This is a genomic window from Ferrimonas lipolytica (genome assembly GCF_012295575.1).
Classification (GTDB): Bacteria; Pseudomonadota; Gammaproteobacteria; order Enterobacterales; family Shewanellaceae; genus Ferrimonas; species Ferrimonas lipolytica.
On sequence record NZ_CP051180.1, the window covers coordinates 2,852,952 to 2,871,335 of the forward strand.

Below are 18,384 nucleotides of genomic sequence, written 5' to 3' on the forward strand. Positions count from 1 at the left end.
AAGGCTATGCCAGTAAATTTTTTGGGCGTCTTCGCAAAGTCGCCGATCAAACCTCTTGAGCAGCATATCGACAAAGTTGCCGATGCTGCAGAAAGAATGGTGCCGTTTTTCCAAGCGGTCATGGACAACCGTTGGGAAGAAGCTGAAACCATCCAGCGCCAAATCAGTGCGTTGGAGCAAGAAGCAGATACCCTCAAGCGCGAAATCCGTATGAGCTTGCCAAGTGGCATCTTCATGCCGGTACAGCGTACCGATTTGCTGGAGATAGTAACCCAGCAAGACAAAATCGCTAACAAAGCAAAAGACATCGCCGGTCGTGTTATCGGTCGTCAATCTCAGGTTCCAGAATTACTGCAAGAAACCTTCATTGCCTACGTGCAACGTTGTGTCGATGCGGTAAAGCAAGCCCAAAAAGCGATTAACGAAATGGATGATCTGCTAGAAAGCGGATTCCGTGGTCGTGAAGTTACCTTTGTAAATGAACTGATCCAGCAGCTAGACGCTATCGAAGACGATACCGACTCTATGCAGGTGAAGCTTCGTCGTCAGTTGTTCTCTATCGAAAACGATTTGAACCCAATTGACGTGATGGTGTTTTACAAAATTTTAGAATGGATTGGTGATCTAGCTGATTTGGCCGAGCGTGTAGGTGCTCGTCTAGAACTGATGCTGGCTCGTTCCTAACCGTCTGCGGTTAATTTTTTTAGGTTCATAGATAGGCTCTTCCATGGTTGAAGTTCTAGTAACTTATGGCCCGTGGCTGATTGCAGCTGCGGCACTGTTTGGCTTTTTAATGGCATTTGGCGTTGGCGCCAATGACGTAGCCAACGCAATGGGCACTTCGGTTGGTTCCGGTGCTCTGTCAATCAAACAAGCAATCTTGATTGCGATGGTTTTCGAATTCGCTGGTGCCTATCTGGCCGGTGGTGAAGTAACCAATACCATCCGTAAAGGGATCATTGATGGCGCGTATTTCGTCGATACTCCTGAACTGTTGGTTTATGGCTTTATTTCAGCGCTATTGGCTGCTGGTATCTGGCTGGTTGCAGCCTCGTTCTTAGGTTGGCCGGTTTCGACCACTCACTCCATCATCGGTGCCATTATTGGTTTCGCTGCTGTGGGTGTTGGTATGGAAGCGGTAATGTGGGGCAAGGTTGCCGGTATTGTCGGCTCTTGGGTGGTAACCCCAGCTATCTCTGGCATCATCGCCTTCTTAATATTCCAAAGTGCGCAAAAGCTGATTTTCGATACCGATAAGCCACTATTGAACGCAAAACGCTACGTGCCGTTTTACATGGCCCTAGCCGCGTTTGTTATGTCTTTGGTAACCATCAAGAAAGGCTTAAAGCACGTTGGCTTACATTTCGATACTGTTGAAGCGTACGGTTTAGCGATTCTACTGGCTGCTATCGTGGGCTTGCTGGGTAAGGTAGCCATTGGTCGCGTTAAGTTCGACACCAATGCCGACCGTCACTCACAGTTTGCTAACGTTGAAAAAGTGTTTGCATTGCTGATGGTGGTAACCGCTTGTTGTATGGCGTTTGCTCACGGTTCAAACGACGTTGCTAACGCCATTGGTCCTCTAGCTGCAGTTGTAACCATCGTAAGCCACGGTGGTGAGATCCCTGACCAAGCACCATTGGCGTGGTGGATTTTGCCTCTGGGTGCCTTCGGTATTGTGTTGGGTCTTGCGATTCTTGGTAAGCGTGTAATTGCGACCATTGGTACTAAGATCACTCACCTGACTCCTAGCCGTGGCTTTGCTGCTGAACTGGCAGCCGCCTCTACCGTTGTAATCGCCTCTGGTACTGGTTTGCCAATCTCAACTACGCAAACCCTAGTTGGTGCGGTATTGGGTGTTGGTATGGCCCGTGGTATTGCGGCTTTGAACATCAGCGTAGTACGTAACATTGTGATCTCTTGGGTAGTTACCCTCCCAGCTGGCGCAGCACTTTCTATCGTGTTCTTTATGATCATTCGCACGATGATGCAGTGATTCAGCAATCACTAAAACGAAAAGGGGCTATTAGCCCCTTTTTTTGTGCTTGTTCGCTTGTACCGCTAGCGCCAATTTCATAGCATGGGCGGGCAAATTAAAGGGTACTTACATTATGTTGAAACGCATCAGCATCGCTTTTATCGCCTTGCTTAGCCTTACCGGCGCCCACGCCAACGAACTCACCATCACTGAAGACATTAATGTGTACTTGGTGGCTGGTCCCAGCAACAAGTACCGCATTCTTGGCAGTATGAAAGCTGGTGATGCAGTAACCTCACTAAATGAGGTTTCTGGCGACTACAGCAAAGTCAAAGACGGCAAAGGCCGCGAAGGCTGGACCTTAACCCAGCACTTGGTAAACAAGCCAAGTTTCCGCACCCTGTTGCCGCAAACTCAGCAGAAACTGACGGAAACTGAGCTGGCACTAGAGCAAAGCAATACTCAGCTTACTGAGATGACCGAGCGCTACGAACTGTTTAAGCAACAGAGCGCAGAATCATTAGCGGAGCAGCGCGAACGGGTTACTACCCAGGGCACTCGTATCAACGAGCTTGAGCAAGAGAACTCAACCTTGTCCTCCCAACTAAATGAGATGCAGAGCAATCTACGGTTTATGTGGTCGCAACAGGGTGCAATGATTGCCGGTATCGGCTTCATTCTGGGTCTTATCGTTACCTACCTGCCACGACCATCTCGCCGTCGTAAAGACCACAATTACATTCGATAAACTGAATTTCGTTTAGTTATCATCCCAAACGGCGCCACTGTGCGCCGTTTTTTGATCCCGCCGTTTAACATTGTGATTCATTTAATGTTCAGGCAAGTACAAAACACACCCGCCAAATGTTGTTTCAGCTCACATTTTGCGAGTACACTGCGAGCCAAGTTATATATTGTATACAAAATGGAGGTGCGTTCATTGAACGCCTATCAGGAAGGATATTCGATGTTTGAAGCCAGCAGCGTACTGGATCCCCAGAGCAACAGTGTCACCCTAGCCGAACGTTTTGAGCAAGTATGTGGCAACTATGGTGTTGATGAAGCCGCCTACTTGGAGCAGTTGATAACGCTGGTTCCCAGCAACAATATTAAAGCAATCACCAGCGACGCCCATCAAATGGTTACCGAGGTTCGTCAATTCGATAAAAAAGGATTGAGCGTTGGCATCGATGCCTTCTTGCAGGAGTACAGTCTCGATACCCAAGAGGGGATCATCCTGATGTGTCTAGCGGAAGCACTATTGCGGATCCCTGATCCCGCCACCGCTGATGCGCTAATTGAAGATAAGCTCTCTGGAGCTGACTGGAGCAAGCACCTTAAGGGCAGCGATTCGCTGCTGGTCAATGCTTCTACCTGGGGCCTAATGTTGACTGGCAAAGTGGTCACCCTAGATAAGGCAGTAGAAACTAAACCTGCTAGCCTACTCGGCCGTTTGGTTAATAAGGTTGGTGAGCCGGTGATCCGCCAAGCGATGTACGCAGCGATGAAAATCATGGGCCGCCAATTTGTCCTTGGCCGTGACATTAACGAAGCGCTGAAGCAGAGCCGCAATAATCGCAAACTAGGTTATACCCACTCCTACGATATGCTTGGCGAAGCCGCGCTAACGCAAGCGGATGCGGCTAAGTATTTTGACGATTACTATCAGGCGATTACCACCCTAGGTGCGCAGCAGTTTGATAACAGCGAAGCCCCACGACCAACAATATCCATTAAGCTGTCGGCGCTGCACCCACGCTACGAAGTCGCCAATCGCGAGCGCGTACTAACCGAGCTACGCGACACCGTACTGCAGCTTGTTCGCCACGCCCGTAACCTCGACGTGGGGATGACGATTGACGCCGAAGAAGCGGATCGACTCGAATTATCGTTAGAGCTGTTCGAGCGTATCTACCGCCACAACGACTGTCAGGGTTGGGGCAACCTAGGTCTGGTGGTGCAAGCCTATTCCAAACGCGCCTTGCCAGTATTAGTGTGGATCAGCACCTTGGCGGCGGAACACGGCGATTTAATTCCAGTCCGCTTGGTGAAAGGAGCCTACTGGGATAGTGAGATTAAATGGTGCCAACAAACCGGCAGCGACGCCTACCCGGTATTTACTCGTAAAGCCGGTACCGACGTATCCTACTTGGCCTGCGCCCGTTACCTGTTGTCTGATGCCACTCGGGGGAACATCTACCCGCAGTTTGCCAGCCACAATGCCCAAACCGCCGCAGTAATTTTGTCGATGGCTGGTGAGCGTGACTTCGAGTTTCAACGTCTGCACGGCATGGGGCAAGAGCTCTACGATACCTTGCTGAAAAAACATAACGGTTTAAAGGTGCGGATATATGCGCCTGTTGGCGCCCATAAAGATCTCCTACCTTACCTCGTTCGACGTCTGCTTGAGAACGGTGCCAACACCTCTTTTGTCCATAAACTGGTTGATCCCAACACCCCAATCGAGAGCTTGGTTACCCACCCTCTAACCACACTCAGCGGCTTTCCAAGCCTCGGTAACCATCGCATTATGACGCCAGCAAAGATCTTCTGTGATCGCCTCAACTCCCGTGGCCTCAACCTCAATATCCACAGCGAAGCTAGACCATTTTATGCTCAGCTGGCGCAATTCGAGCAACACCAGTGGCAAGCCGCGCCACTCATTGGTGGGGAAGTACGCACTAACGGCGAGTCGGTAACGGTCACTAACCCATATGATCTGAGCTGCGTTGGCACGGCGATTTTCAGCACATCAGAACAAATTGAAGAGGCACTGCGTCGGGCTACTAAAGCGTTTCCACTGTGGAACAACAGCGACGTTGATATTCGTGCCACCGCCTTAGAGAAACTAGCTGATCTATTGGAGCTTAATCGTGTTGAGTTGATCAGCCTATGTACCAGAGAAGCAGGAAAAAGCCTGCAAGATGGCATTGACGAGATCCGCGAAGCGGTCGACTTTTGCCGTTACTACGCCATTCAAGCTCGAGCGCTGATTGGCGCCGATCCACAAATGCCTGGACCAACCGGTGAGCTCAACCAACTGTTCGTACACGGACGCGGTACCTTCTTATGCATCAGCCCTTGGAACTTTCCATTGGCGATCTTCTTAGGCCAAGTTACCGCTGCACTCGCCACCGGCAACTGCGTTATTGCCAAACCAGCTGAGCAGACCAATCTAATTGCGTTTCGTGCAACTGAGTTGGCGCATCAAGCAGGGATCCCCGCTGATGTATTGCAGTTACTGCCGGGGTTAGGGCGCGAAATCGGACCAATTCTGACCGCCGACGAGCGCATCAATGGCGTCTGCTTTACTGGCTCGACCGCGACCGCTAAGCACATTAACCGCACGCTTGCAGCTCGTGAGGGAGCTATCGTGCCACTCGTGGCCGAAACCGGTGGCCAGAATGCGATGATTGTTGACTCCACCTCACTGCCGGAGCAGGTAATTACCGATGTGGTTCACTCCGCTTTCCAAAGTGCTGGCCAGCGTTGTTCAGCCCTACGTGTGTTATATGTGCAGGAGGATGTGGCTCCTCGAATGCTAACCCTACTGAAGGGAGCAATGGCCGAGCTCTCTGTTGGTAACCCTGCCTTGCTGAGCACTGATGTCGGCCCCGTTATTGATGCCACTGCCAAAGACAAACTCAACGCCCATATTGAGGCCATCAGCACAACTGGTGAACTGATTGCGCAAACTGTTATTCCTACTGACATTGAGGGCCACTTTGTTACGCCAACAGCGGTCAAAATAGATAAGATCTCGCAACTATCGCAGGAGCAGTTCGGACCGATTTTGCATGTGATCACCTACAGCTCTAACCAGATCCAGCAGGTTATTGATGACATCAATGCTACCGGTTATGGCTTAACGCTGGGGATCCACAGTCGCAACGAAGGCTCAGCGGTACAGATTGCGCGGCGGGTAAACGTGGGTAACGCCTATATTAACCGCAACCAGATAGGCGCCGTCGTAGGAGTGCAACCTTTCGGCGGCCAAGGGCTTTCGGGTACTGGCCCGAAAGCCGGTGGCCCACACTACCTTACCCGGTTTGTAACCGAGAAAACCATCAGCAACAACATCACCGCCATCGGCGGCAATGCCACACTCCTATCCCTTGGCGATGGTTAAGCTAAACTCAGCTTGCAAAAAAACGGCCGCACAGATGTGCGGCCGTTTTGGCTTGCACCGCATCAACTAGATGCTGCCCAGTGCCGGAATGCGGAACACTTGGTTATCCATCTCCAACACAATCTCATTAGGGAGGATCTGTTTTACTTTCAACCCCGGAGCCGCTTCGTCCCCCTCTTGCAGCTCTTGTCCGTTTGCACGTAACCAGCTCTTACTGGCGTCAGAAGCATAAACATGAGCCGTCACATCAAGATCGGGCAGATTCTTTTGAAACGACCACGGCATCTGACCTAGCTTAGGGATCACCATCGGTTCACCCGCTTTAGGAGCGCTCGCCTCAATCCCCACTTTTTGTAACGCTTGTTCCAGCGCTACCTGCATATCTGGGGATAGGCTATCGAGTGAGTCTTCCGCTGCATCGTATTTACCTTCTGGCTCGACGGGAATGACTATCTGTTCGTCATCAGCATTTACCTCAACCGCTGCCGTCAGTTCTTGCTCCAACCGTTCCATCTGCCCGTGCTGCGCAGATAGTTGCGACTCAAACGGCTCCTCACCAACATCAGCCAGCGCTTGCTCTAAGGCAGCCAACAGATCGTTATTGACTGGCTCTGCAACAGCTTCTTCAGTCACCGCTTTAGACTGATTTGTTGGCTTTTGCTCCAGCGGTGCAGTATTAAACTGAGTCGGTTGCTGAGCTACAACAGCAACCGGTATCGAAGGTGTTACAGTGATTCGCTGCGCAGCTAAATCAACAGGCAACGGCATAACAATGCGCTGCGCTAACTCAAACTGGTTTGCGGCTGCCGCCTCGACTGAGGCTGCCAACGTCGGCTCAATGGCTCGCACCGCTGTGCTTGCAGGTACATTCAAGGGGGGAGTAGTTGTTGTCATTGGCGCCCACAACCACCCCGCTGCCGCCCCAATAGCTAACGCGGCCGGTGGTAGCAACCACGTCCAGGGTAGCTGTCGCTTTGGTTTTTGCCGCGGTAGCATCGCTGCCAAGGCAGGGTCGTGATTCAGTTCAGACTGACGCTGCCTTTGCACCGCATCAAGTAACATCGACATTATCGATTCTCCTGCACAAGCGTTGGACCAACATTAGCTAGCAGCAAACTAAGACGCTCTAAGGTTTGTCGGCCAGCAAGGCCATCGGCGTTCAACCCTTGAGTTAACTGAAACTGTCGCAATGCCCGTTCTAACTGACTATCAAAGCTCGCGACTAAACGAGCACTACGCTGCTGCACTTGCGCTAACCGGTTCTCTAACCACTGAATTTGCGCCAATGACGCGCTTGGACTGATCAAGCGCGGTAATGCCTCAGTCGGTTGCCACAACAGGGTAAATCGACCTTGATAGTGCAACGCAAACCAATCGTGTTGTACCCACAGCTGCTGGTCACCTAACTGTAGCAACCAACGCTCAGGCTCTTTGCTCAGCACCGCGCCATAGCGGATTTGGCCGCTATCATCGCTGATAGTCACCATCGCTGGTCGATTAAGTTGTAGCAGCTGTTGCCAACTGCCATTGTCACTGAGGCAGCTCAAACCAAAATCAGCGGCATAACGGCACGGCTCTGTTGCCGGTACTGGCTGTTGCCAACGATGAAACAGCGCTTGCAGTGACGACAGCTCACTGCTCGGAAAACTGGCCAGATCAACACTCGGCTTTGGTGCCGCTACCGTTATAGGCGGCGTTACCTCCGCAACTGGGACAACAGCCGCAGTAGACGATGGCTGCGACATCGACGGTTGCCAACCATAGGCCAACGCAAAGCCTAACCCCGCTGCGGCAATGGTCGCTACGCCTAAGCCCCAAGGGACACGTTTCGCTTGTGGTCGGTCGAGTACTTCCGCCGCCGCCGCATCAATGTCGACACCCGCAAGTTGCGCCTTCTGTTGACCATAGCCTCCCATCAAGGCTCGTTCGCAGATGAGGTTAATGATCCGCGGCACCCCGCCACTGACTTGATGCAGGGCTTTAATAGCACTGCGCCTAAACAGCGGTTGTGAGCGCCCAGCAACATGCAAGCGATGGCTAACATACGCCGCAACCTCATCAAGGTTTAGTGGCAACAGGTGATATCGAGCGGTGATCCGTTGCGCTAGCTGGCGTAGCTCTTGACGACGCAATAACGCCTGCAACTCTGGCTGGCCAATCAAGATAACCTGCAGCAACTTACGTGTGTCGGTTTCTAGGTTGGTCAGCAAGCGCAACTGCTCTAACACATCGGCATCAAGGTGCTGAGCCTCATCAATAACCAACAAGGTTTTACGCCCATTCTTATGGTTTTCTAATAAGAAATCGGCAATCTTATCGGTTAGCTGTTTGAGAGTTGGCTCTGGTTGATAACTCAACTTAAGCTGATCACATACCGTCGCCAGCAGCTCCAATTGAGTCAATGCCGGGTTCAGGATAAAGGCCAGATCGGTATCGTCAGGTAACTGTGCAAATAGGGTTCGAGATACGGTGGTTTTACCGGTCCCTACTTCGCCGGTCAACAGGACAAAGCCGCCATTTTCACCTAGACCATAGGTTAGGTGCGCCAGTGCCTCGCGGTGGCGATCACTGAGAAATAAGAAGGCGGGGTTTGGGGCGATGGAAAACGGACTTTCATTCAGTCCATAAAATCCTTTGTACATGGGCAACACTGCGCTGAAAGTTAACTTCAGCCAAGGTACGGTGATCACCATAGCTTGTCAAAAGGCGCCATTGGTATACTGGTACCAAGCTCACTAAATATTGAGTCCCGCTGCAACATTTCGTGCGTCTGGGATCATAGATACGTCGAAAAGGAACAATCAGGTTGGAAATTTATTTGGTCGGTGGCGCAGTACGAGATCAGTTGCTCGGCTTGCAGGTAAAAGATAAGGATCACCTCGTGGTTGGTGCCAGTGCCGAGCAGATGATTGCGCAAGGCTACACTCAGGTAGGCAAAAGCTTCCCGGTGTTTTTGCACCCCCATACTAAAGAGGAGTACGCCCTCGCCCGCACCGAGCGCAAAACCGGATACGGTTACGGCGGCTTTGACTTTGACGCAGCACCGACCGTTACTCTTGAGCAAGATCTGCTCCGACGCGACCTAACCATCAATGCCATCGCTCAAGACAGCAGCGGTAACTTACACGATCCCTATAACGGCCAAGCCGATATCGAGGCACGAATACTGCGCCACATATCCCCAGCCTTTGCCGAAGATCCGTTACGGGTTCTGCGAGTGGCTCGATTTGCAGCACGCTTGCATCACCTTGGTTTTACCGTAGCGCCAGCAACCCTCAGCTTGATGCAGCAACTAACTAACAGCGGTGAGCTTGAGCACCTTAGTGCCGAACGCGTTTGGCAAGAGACCGAACGCGCCTTAGGTGAGGCAAACCCTCACATCTATTTTCAATTGCTGCAACGTTGTGGTGCCCTCAAGGTACTGTTTCCTGAAATCGATAGCCTTGTTGGCGTGACGCAACCAACTCAATGGCACGGTGGCCTCGATGCGTTCGAGCACACCATGCTCGCACTGCAACTGAGCAGTGCCGAACAGGCAACTGGCTCAGTCCGTTTTGCAGTATTAACCCACGATTTAGGTAAAGGTTTAACCCCTGAAAGCGAATGGCCACGTCATATTGGCCATGAGCGCGCCGGTATTAAGCCGTTGAAAGCTCTATGCCAACGGTTAAGATTACCCAACGAGTGGCGTGATTTGGCGCTACTTGTCTGCGAGCAACACCTCAATATTCACCGAGCCCTCGAACTCAAGCCCGCTACCATTCTCAAGTTGTTTGATAAGATCGATGCTTGGCGTAAAGGGGATCGCTTTAGCTTAATTCTGCAAGGCTGCCGCCTTGATGTCCAAGGGCGCCCAGATAAACAGCGCAGTAATTACCCCAGCGAAGCCTATCTACTCGAAGCAATCAGCTGCGCCAATGCGGTATCAGTACAACAAGTAATAGCCGCTGGTTTCAAAGGGCCTCAAATTCGCGATGAGATGAGCGTACGTCGCTTAGCCGCGCTCACAGAATTCAAGCAAAACTATAGGGTGTAAACCCAACAGGGCAGCCAATTGGCTGCCCTGTCATTTAAACTCTAAAGTTGCCCCTAAACGAAGAAGGCAAACAACACCGCCCCTAAGGCCAAACGGTAGATCACAAACGGCAACATGCCCATGCGACTAATAGCCTTTAGAAACAGATAGATACAGGCATAGGCAGAAGCAAAGGCCAGCGCCACCCCAACCCCCATCGCGAGCCAATCAACCGGCACAGTTTCACCAGCTAAATCGAGTGCCTTCTTACCACTGGCAGCAACAATGATTGGCACCGATAGCAGAAACGAGAACCGTGCTGCGCTGTCCCGACTTAAGCCAAGCAGCAATGCCATAGTAATGGTGATACCTGAACGGGAAGTCCCAGGGATCAACGCGACCGCTTGAGCAATACCAATCAGTAAGGCGATTTTCCAAGTTACATCGGTTATCTGTTTACGCTCGGTCGCGCTGGCATCGGCGTACCATAGCGCCAAACCGAAAATCACCGTTGTTGAGGCAATCACCGTTGTCGATCGCAACTCAGTCGAGATAATGTCATTGAACAATAATCCGGCAATAACTGCAGGTACGGTACCAAGTGCAATATACCAGGCGAGATTACCGTCGGCACTGTGATTGCCTTTAACGGATGCCACCCAAGCCAGCCACAATCGACCGATATCATCACGGAAGTACCACACCACTGCCATTAAGGTACCGAAGTGAACTGCCACATCAAACGCAGCCCCTTGATCCGGCCAATCCAACATTTGCGCTGGCAAAATAAGGTGAGCCGAGCTAGAGATCGGCAAAAACTCGGTGAAGCCCTGCAGCAATGCCAGCAGAACGGTTTGCATTAAATCCACGAACTACCCCGTTAACTTTCTGAATTAGGCCAAGCGAATGCGATCGGCCACAGTTTTTGACTGTGCTGCGGATACTGTTGCCACAGCTGTTGTAAATTTTTACTGCTGCCAGGGATCACTCCCTCTGGCCATAGCTCTTGCAGTGGCAACAGCACAAAGGCGTTATGGAAGATCTCAGCTCGGGGCAGTTCAACCGGCTCCTTGACGCAAACATCGCCATAGAGCAGCAGATCCAGATCTAAGGTTCGCGGCGCAAACTTCTTCGCCCCAAGAATCCGCCCATGGGCTTGCTCAATCCGCTTAAACAGCGCCACCACCTCGGCAATCGGTAAATTGGTGTCTGCTTGTGCCACTAGGTTTAGGAAGTTATCACCTTCAAAACCGACCGCTTCACTTTCGTAGACCGTCGAGATAACTACATTATCTAAGGTCGCGGTGAGATCATTAAGGCCATTACTGATGTGGCGATGCGCATCAATATTGGAACCTAAACTAATAAATATCCGGGTCATGCGCGACTCCGCTCAATCTCCACCCCGACGGTGCTGGCGTTAGCAACCGCACCAGGCTTGTTCACGGTTACCCGTACCCAAGGGGCGTTAAATTCGGTAAGGATAAGTGCCGCCACTTTTTCAGCTACGGTTTCCACCAACTCATGTGGTTGGTCCTGCACTAATGCAGTGACCTGCTTGGCAACGGTGTCGTAACAGAGCGCATGTTGGTAATCGTCAGTGGCCGCCGCTGGGCGGTTGTTCCAACCGATGGTGAGATCCAACAGAAGCTGCTGGCGAATCTGCTTTTCCCAATCGAATACCCCTATCACCGCTTGGCAATCGAGAGCTTTAATAAATACTGTGTCAGTCATCTGTTTTTGGCACCGGGATATACTGGCGCTCCGACTACGGGTTCGATACCCTAAACTTAGTGATATGCCGATCTAATTCGGCAACCTGTGGGCGAAGGATAATAGCCTAAACAACCTAGGAAAAACATTGGATAGCCCTCTACTTCTTACCTTTACTATGGCCATTGCTGCCTATTTGTTGGGTTCCATATCAAGCGCTGTATTGATCTGTCGGGTATTTCGGCTACCGGATCCGCGTCATTCCGGCTCAGGCAACCCAGGCGCAACCAATGTACTGCGGTTAGGAGGCAAATTACCGGCCATACTGGTGCTGCTGTGCGATATTCTTAAAGGCACCATCCCTGTATGGGGCTGTTACTTTCTGGGGTTGTCACCTTGGGCATTAGCCGCCATTGGCGTCGCCGCTACGCTTGGGCATATCTACCCAATATTTTTCGGATTTGATGGTGGTAAAGGGGTCGCAACCGCACTGGGCGCAATTGCTCCGATTGGGTGGGAGTTGTTACTTGCTCTGGCAATTACTTGGCTGGTGGTCGCGTTGATCACCCGCTATTCATCACTGGCTGCGATTATTAGCTGCGGTTTAGCACCGCTGTTTACCTTCTTCTTTAAAGCACAATACACCGGTTCTGTATCGGTGCTAATCGCACTGATCCTATGGCGTCATCGCGATAATTTTATTCGTTTGTATAAAGGTACCGAGCCTAAGCTCGGTACCAAACGAACTACTGCCCCGGAACCGTAAGCTGATCCAGCGGCCATCGTGGCGTCGTTTTAACGCTTAAGCCTTGTGCTTCACCAGCCAACAACCGCTGCATCCCGGCAAAAGCGATCATGGCGCCGTTATCGGTACAAAATTCCGGGCGAGGGTAGAACACCTCACCACCACGCTTACTCATCACCTCCGCTAACTGCTTGCGCAGGTGGCGGTTGGCGCTCACACCACCAGCAACCACTAAACGGTTGATGCCCGTTTGTTCAAATGCTCGACGACACTTAATAGCAAGGGTATCGACTACTGCGTCTTCAAAGGCGCGCGCAATATCCGCTTTGGCCTCTTCGGGTTCAGCAGCAATAGTGTTAGCCGCAAACGTTTTTAAGCCAGAAAAGCTGAAGTCGAGGCCAGGGCGATCACACATTGGCCGTGGGAACTTATAACGACCAGTTTGTCCCTCCTCTGCCAATTTCGACAACAACGGGCCACCGGGGTAATCCAGGCCCATCAGCTTGGCGGTTTTATCGAAGGCTTCGCCGGCGGCATCATCAATCGACTCCCCCAGTAATTGGTATTGGCCGATGCCATCAACTTGCACCAACTGAGTATGGCCACCAGAGACCAGCAGAGCGATAAACGGAAACGACGGCGGTGTATCTTCCAGCATCGGCGCCAGCAGGTGTCCTTCCATATGATTAACCGCAATTGCCGGTTTGCCCCAAGCAAACGCTAACGCACGGCCAGCACAAGCGCCAACCATCAACGCCCCAACTAAACCAGGACCTGCGGTGTAGGCGACACCATCGATATCATCTTTAGTTAAGCCAGCCGCTGCGATTGCCTGCTTAATTAGTGGTATAATCTTGCGAACATGGTCGCGAGAAGCCAACTCTGGTACTACCCCTCCGTAGTCAGCATGCAATTTTACTTGGCTATAAAGGGTTTCTGACAGCAATCCCTTTGCATCGTCGTAGATGGCAATACCGGTTTCATCGCACGAAGTTTCGATGCCTAAAATGCGCATGCACGGGTCTCTATTAGTAATAAAAGTGGTGCAATTCTACCGCCGCTAAACTTCAGTAGCCAGTACTCCACAACCAGACTTTACAACCGTGGGGTAATCGGAGTAGAATTTCGCACCATTTTGAATTGAGGCTGCTCAAAGATTGACCAGCCCGATGTAACCGAAATATTTTTCGAGGTAAGAGGCAGATGCCGGTAATTAAAGTTCGTGAAAATGAGCCCTTCGACGTAGCACTGCGTCGTTTCAAGCGTTCCTGTGAAAAGGCAGGTATCCTGTCTGAAGTTCGTCGTCGTGAGCACTACGAGAAGCCTACTACTGTACGTAAGCGTGCAAAGGCTGCAGCTTCTAAGCGTCAAGCTAAGAAACTGGCTCGCGAAAACGCACGTCGCGTTCGCCTGTACTAATCATGACATTAGTCGAGCAACTTAAAGATGCTATGAAAGTAGCCATGCGCGCTAAAGATAAGCCGCGCTTGGGTACTATTCGTATGGCTCTTGCTGCTGTAAAGCAGATTGAAGTAGACACCCAAACCACTCCGGATGATGCGGAAACGATTAAGTTGATTACCAAATTGGTGAAACAACGTCGGGACGCTATCAAGCAGTACGAAGATGCAGGTCGTCAAGACTTGGCGGACGCTGAAGCTGCTGAAGTTGTTGTACTGCAAGAATTCTTGCCACAACAGCTGACCGAAGCGGAACTGGAGGCCCTGATCAGTAAAGCTGTAGCCGACAGCGGTGTCAGCTCGATGAAGGATATGGGTAGAGTGATGGGCCTGCTGCAAAGCCAGGTTCAAGGGCGTGCTGATATGGCCGTGGTGAGCAAAATTTTAAAAGCTCAACTGGCGTAATTGATCTAGCCCGATCACAGCAACAAGCCGTGCCTAATGCACGGCTTGTTTGTTTGTGCTATTAACCTAGTATATATGCCCTTATTAATTACAAGTAACTGATATCGTTCAGTACTGCTAAATTAATAGTGTCATATGTATTTCAACAAACTCGCTTGAGGGCAACGCTTCACGTGGCAGGTCGCATTCCAAGAGAATTTATTGATCAACTGTTGGCGCGAGTCGACATCGTTGAGTTGATCGATGGCCGAGTGAAACTGAAAAAGGCTGGGCGTAACTACAACGCTTGCTGCCCTTTCCATAACGAGAAAAGCCCCTCGTTTACGGTTGCCCAAGACAAACAGTTCTACCACTGCTTTGGTTGTGGCGCCCATGGCAATGCCATCGACTTCATTATGGAGTACGACCGCCTCGAGTTTCCCGACGCAGTAGAAGAGCTCGCCAGCCAAGCTGGTCTAGAAGTGGTTCGCGAACAATCGAACTACAGTTCTAATGGTTCCGGCGGCAATGCGCCTCGTTCCGCGCCACCGAGTAACAGTGCCAAATTTACTGATCATTACAGCCTGATGCAGTGGTCAGCACAGTATTTTCAACAAGCGTTACGGCAACACCCGGAAAAACAGCGTGTTATCGATTACATCCGCAGCCGTGGCCTCGATGAGTCGATCGTAAGCAAATTCGGCATCGGTTTTGCTCCTCCTGGCTGGGATAACCTGCTAGGGCAGCAGCGCGGCAACAACAGTGGCCAAAAGCTACTCACCGATTGCGGCATGGTGATCGAGAAAGAGGACGGTAAGCGCTACGACCGCTTTCGTGACCGGCTAATGTTTCCGATCCACGATCGCCGTGGTCGCGTAGTAGGCTTTGGTGGCCGAGTAATGGGCGACGATACGCCTAAATACCTAAACTCGCCGGAAACCCCGATTTTCCATAAGGGACACGAACTCTACGGCCTTTATGAAGTACGCCAAGCCAGCCGCAACCCAGAACGGGTATTGGTGGTTGAGGGCTACATGGATGTGGTTGCGCTAGCGCAACACGGCATTGATTATGCGGTTGCCTCATTAGGCACAGCAACAACTGCCGAACATATCCAAGCGTTGATCCGTACCGCCAAAAGCGAAGTGGTTTGCTGTTACGACGGCGACCGCGCCGGCCGAGAGGCCGCCTGGCGCGCACTGGAAACAGCACTTCCACTGCTTCGTAGCGGAACTGCACTAAAATTTATGTTCTTACCTGACGGTGAAGACCCCGATACGTTAGTGCGCCAAGAGGGCCAAGAAGCCTTCGAACAGCGTATTAGTAACGCCAGCAGTTTGTCTGACTACCTGTTCAGCCAGTTGACCAAGCAAGCGGATCTAAGTAACGAAGAGGGCAAAGGCCATTTAGCCAAGCTGACTCGTGATTTGATCAACAAAGTGAATGACGAAGATCTTCGCCTCGCCTTCGCCAACCGCTTAGCTCAGGTGCTGTCGTGGCACGATCACAAGCTGGAGCAGTTCCTCAAACGAGAAGCTAAGCCTGCTCAGCTGGCACTAAAAAAGACATCCAAGGGTCGCGGTACGCCATTACGGCACGCAATCACACTGCTGTTACATCAACCGCAGTTAGGACATCAGTTGCAGCGACAAACCGCGCTAGCACACCTAAATCTCAACGGCGTCGCGTTACTAAGCGAGATGCTGGAGTTCTGCCGCCAACAGCCATTAACAACGGCCCAACTGTTGGAACGGTTCCGCGAGCGCCCCGAGCACGGGGTGTTGCGCAAATTAATGGGCCAAAAGCTTGCTGTTGAGGAAAACCTCGGCAGCGAATTCACCGACTGCTTAAGTTGGCTTAATCAACGCTTCTTAGAACAAATGTTCGAGACACTGAATCAAAAAGCTCGAGACGGGTCCATAACTAAGGACGAACTTCGACAACTGCAGTGGCTCACAAAAGAGTTGGTAAGCGCTTAGATATTCGGCAAAGGCTAGCGGCATGTAACGAACATCGTTATACTATGGCGTTTGTGCGTCATCGATCGCTCAACCTCAGTTTTTAACCTTAAGTGGATGATATCAATGGATCAAACTCCGCAGTCACAACTTAAGCTCCTGGTCGCCAAAGGCAAAGAACAGGGCTATCTGACTTACGCCGAGGTGAACGATCACCTGCCGGCCGATATGGTCGATTCTGACCAGATCGAAGATATTATCCAGATGATTAACGACATGGGTATCCAAGTCTTTGAATCCGCTCCGGATAAAGACGAACTCATGATGTCGGAAGACAACACCGACGAAGATGCAGCTGAAGCTGCCGCAGCCGCACTGGCTAGTGTCGAAGGTGAACTTGGTCGCACCACTGATCCGGTCCGCATGTACATGCGTGAAATGGGTACAGTAGAGCTACTAACTCGTGAAGGCGAAATCGTAATCGCGAAGCGCATTGAAGATGGCATCAACCAGGTGCAATGTTCAATCGCCGAGTACCCTGCCGCTATCAGCTACTTGCTGGAGCAATGGGATCGTTACGTCGCTGAAGAGATCCGCCTAACTGATATCATCTCTGGATTCATTACCGAAGAAGACGAAGCACCTACGGCGACTCACGTCGGTTCCGAGTTACCTCAAGAAGAGCTTGACGACGAAGACGACGACAGTGAGGAAGACGACGAGGAAGAAGAAGAAGGCAACACCGGCCCATGCCCTGAGCAAGCTAAAGAGAAGTTCGACGCCCTGCGTGAGCACTACTCTCTGGCAATGACTGCGATGGCTGAGCACGGTTCTGACTCCCTTGAAGTAGCGATGATCGTTACTAAACTGTCTGAGCTGTTCAAAGAGTTCCGCCTGATCCCGAAGCAGTTTGACGGTCTGGTTCGCTCTATGCGTTCCATGATGGATCGCGTTCGCGTACAAGAACGTCTGATCATGAAGACCTGTGTTGAACAAGCTAAGATGCCAAAGAAAAACTTCATGAAAGTTTTTGCTGGTAACGAAGCTAACGAAACATGGTTGGACGCTGAAATTGCCGCTGGCAAATCATACAGTGCCGCACTGACTGCATGTCGTACCGACCTGCAACGCAGCGTTGCCAAACTGGAAGTGATTCAAGGCGAAACCGGTCTTTCTATCTCCAAGATCAAAGACATCAACCGTCGTATGTCTATTGGTGAGGCGAAAGCTCGCCGCGCTAAGAAAGAGATGGTTGAAGCCAACTTACGTTTGGTTATCTCTATCGCGAAGAAGTACACCAACCGTGGTTTGCAGTTCTTGGATTTGATTCAGGAAGGTAACATCGGCTTGATGAAGGCGGTAGATAAGTTTGAATACCGTCGTGGTTACAAGTTCTCGACCTACGCCACTTGGTGGATTCGTCAGGCGATCACTCGCTCCATTGCCGATCAAGCTCGTACCATTCGTATTCCGGTACACATGATCGAAACCATCAACAAACTGAACCGTATCTCGCGCCAAATGTTGCAAGAAATGGGCCGTGAACCAACTCCTGAAGAGTTGGCAGAACGTATGTTGATGCCTGAAGATAAGATCCGCAAAGTACTGAAAATCGCCAAAGAGCCAATCTCCATGGAGACGCCAATTGGTGATGATGAAGATTCTCACTTAGGTGACTTCATCGAAGATACTACCTTGGCACAACCGGTAGACTCCGCCACCTCGGAAAGCCTGAAAATGGCCACTAACGAAGTATTGGCAGGTCTGACCGCTCGTGAAGCGAAGGTTCTGCGGATGCGTTTTGGTATCGAGATGAACACTGACCACACCTTGGAAGAGGTTGGTAAACAGTTCGACGTAACCCGTGAGCGTATTCGTCAGATTGAAGCGAAGGCACTGCGTAAGCTACGCCACCCATCTCGCTCTGAAATCCTGAAGAGCTTCCTAGACGAATAATCGTCTGAGCATTAGCCACATCATTGGCTAAGGTGAGTTCAACAAA

Annotated in this window: 16 protein-coding genes; 10 read left to right on the forward strand and 6 right to left on the reverse strand. The window is 51.2% G+C overall.

The genetic code is table 11. The features are described 5' to 3' along the window. Positions 1-6: 6 nt before the first annotated feature. The 4 genes from HER31_RS13075 (at position 7) to putA (ending at position 6,107) form a co-directional block, all read left to right on the forward strand. Complete coding sequence (locus HER31_RS13075; protein WP_168661027.1) at positions 7-684, forward strand: TIGR00153 family protein; 678 nt, start codon at positions 7-9, stop codon at positions 682-684. Between the two features lie 43 nt (positions 685-727). Next, the gene (locus HER31_RS13080; protein WP_168661029.1) at positions 728-1,996 is read left to right on the forward strand and encodes an inorganic phosphate transporter; all 1,269 of its coding nucleotides are present in this window, start codon (positions 728-730) and stop codon (positions 1,994-1,996) included. Between the two features lie 115 nt (positions 1,997-2,111). Continuing rightward, a complete protein-coding gene (locus HER31_RS13085) occupies positions 2,112-2,726 on the forward strand; it encodes a TIGR04211 family SH3 domain-containing protein (protein WP_168661032.1) in 615 nt (204 codons plus the stop codon). Between the two features lie 219 nt (positions 2,727-2,945). Continuing rightward, positions 2,946-6,107 carry a bifunctional proline dehydrogenase/L-glutamate gamma-semialdehyde dehydrogenase PutA gene (gene putA / locus HER31_RS13090; RefSeq protein ID WP_168661034.1) on the forward strand — a complete coding sequence of 1,054 codons (3,162 nt, stop codon included), beginning with the start codon at positions 2,946-2,948 and terminating at the stop codon, positions 6,105-6,107. Between the two features lie 66 nt (positions 6,108-6,173). Here putA and HER31_RS13095 read toward each other — a convergent pair whose 3' ends face one another. Together HER31_RS13095 and HER31_RS13100 are read right to left on the reverse strand one after the other, a co-directional pair. After that, entirely contained in the window at positions 6,174-7,175 is a 1,002-nt protein-coding gene (locus HER31_RS13095; RefSeq protein WP_168661036.1) for a general secretion pathway protein GspB, read from the reverse strand. Continuing rightward, complete coding sequence (locus HER31_RS13100) at positions 7,175-8,749, reverse strand: ExeA family protein (protein ID WP_168661038.1); 1,575 nt, start codon at positions 8,747-8,749, stop codon at positions 7,175-7,177. Before HER31_RS13100 ends, HER31_RS13095 begins: the two co-directional genes overlap by 1 nt. A gap of 164 nt (positions 8,750-8,913) precedes the next feature. On the opposite strand from HER31_RS13100, the gene HER31_RS13105 reads away from it, so the two are divergent. Next, positions 8,914-10,143 (forward strand): multifunctional CCA addition/repair protein, encoded by a 1,230-nt coding sequence (locus tag HER31_RS13105; RefSeq protein ID WP_168661040.1) that lies wholly within the window; start codon positions 8,914-8,916, stop codon positions 10,141-10,143. Between the two features lie 53 nt (positions 10,144-10,196). On the opposite strand, the gene HER31_RS13110 is transcribed toward HER31_RS13105, so the two are convergent. From HER31_RS13110 to folB, 3 genes are read right to left on the reverse strand one after another with little or no spacing between them, the layout of a single operon-like run. Further along, on the reverse strand, positions 10,197-10,991 hold the full coding sequence (locus HER31_RS13110; protein ID WP_168661042.1) for an undecaprenyl-diphosphate phosphatase: 795 nt from the start codon (positions 10,989-10,991) through the stop codon (positions 10,197-10,199). An 11-nt stretch (positions 10,992-11,002) separates the two neighbouring features. Continuing rightward, the gene (gene folK / locus HER31_RS13115) at positions 11,003-11,503 is read right to left on the reverse strand and encodes a 2-amino-4-hydroxy-6-hydroxymethyldihydropteridine diphosphokinase (protein ID WP_168661044.1); all 501 of its coding nucleotides are present in this window, start codon (positions 11,501-11,503) and stop codon (positions 11,003-11,005) included. Then, entirely contained in the window at positions 11,500-11,856 is a 357-nt protein-coding gene (gene folB, locus HER31_RS13120) for a dihydroneopterin aldolase (protein ID WP_168661046.1), read from the reverse strand. The genes folK and folB overlap by 4 nt, the downstream gene beginning before the upstream one ends. Before the next feature lie 127 nt (positions 11,857-11,983). On the opposite strand from folB, the gene plsY reads away from it, so the two are divergent. Next, the gene (gene plsY / locus HER31_RS13125; RefSeq protein ID WP_275060702.1) at positions 11,984-12,601 is read left to right on the forward strand and encodes a glycerol-3-phosphate 1-O-acyltransferase PlsY; all 618 of its coding nucleotides are present in this window, start codon (positions 11,984-11,986) and stop codon (positions 12,599-12,601) included. On the opposite strand, the gene tsaD is transcribed toward plsY, so the two are convergent. Beyond that, on the reverse strand, positions 12,582-13,595 hold the full coding sequence (gene tsaD / locus HER31_RS13130) for a tRNA (adenosine(37)-N6)-threonylcarbamoyltransferase complex transferase subunit TsaD (RefSeq protein WP_168661048.1): 1,014 nt from the start codon (positions 13,593-13,595) through the stop codon (positions 12,582-12,584). The two genes, plsY and tsaD, sit on opposite strands and share 20 nt — an antisense overlap. A 188-nt stretch (positions 13,596-13,783) precedes the next feature. Here tsaD and rpsU point away from each other — a divergent pair, with 188 nt between their 5' ends. The 4 genes from rpsU to rpoD all read left to right on the forward strand — a co-directional run bounded on the left by rpsU (position 13,784) and on the right by rpoD (position 18,338). After that, the gene (gene rpsU / locus HER31_RS13135) at positions 13,784-13,999 is read left to right on the forward strand and encodes a 30S ribosomal protein S21 (protein ID WP_168661050.1); all 216 of its coding nucleotides are present in this window, start codon (positions 13,784-13,786) and stop codon (positions 13,997-13,999) included. Positions 14,000-14,001: 2 nt separating this feature from the next. After that, positions 14,002-14,445: a GatB/YqeY domain-containing protein gene (locus HER31_RS13140; protein ID WP_168661052.1), complete on the forward strand. Its 444-nt coding sequence runs from the start codon at positions 14,002-14,004 to the stop codon at positions 14,443-14,445. A 173-nt stretch (positions 14,446-14,618) separates the two neighbouring features. After that, positions 14,619-16,403 (forward strand): DNA primase, encoded by a 1,785-nt coding sequence (dnaG, locus tag HER31_RS13145; RefSeq protein WP_168661054.1) that lies wholly within the window; start codon positions 14,619-14,621, stop codon positions 16,401-16,403. Between the two features lie 105 nt (positions 16,404-16,508). Then, positions 16,509-18,338 carry an RNA polymerase sigma factor RpoD gene (gene rpoD, locus HER31_RS13150; protein WP_202983558.1) on the forward strand — a complete coding sequence of 610 codons (1,830 nt, stop codon included), beginning with the start codon at positions 16,509-16,511 and terminating at the stop codon, positions 18,336-18,338. The last annotated feature ends 46 nt before the right edge of the window (positions 18,339-18,384 follow it).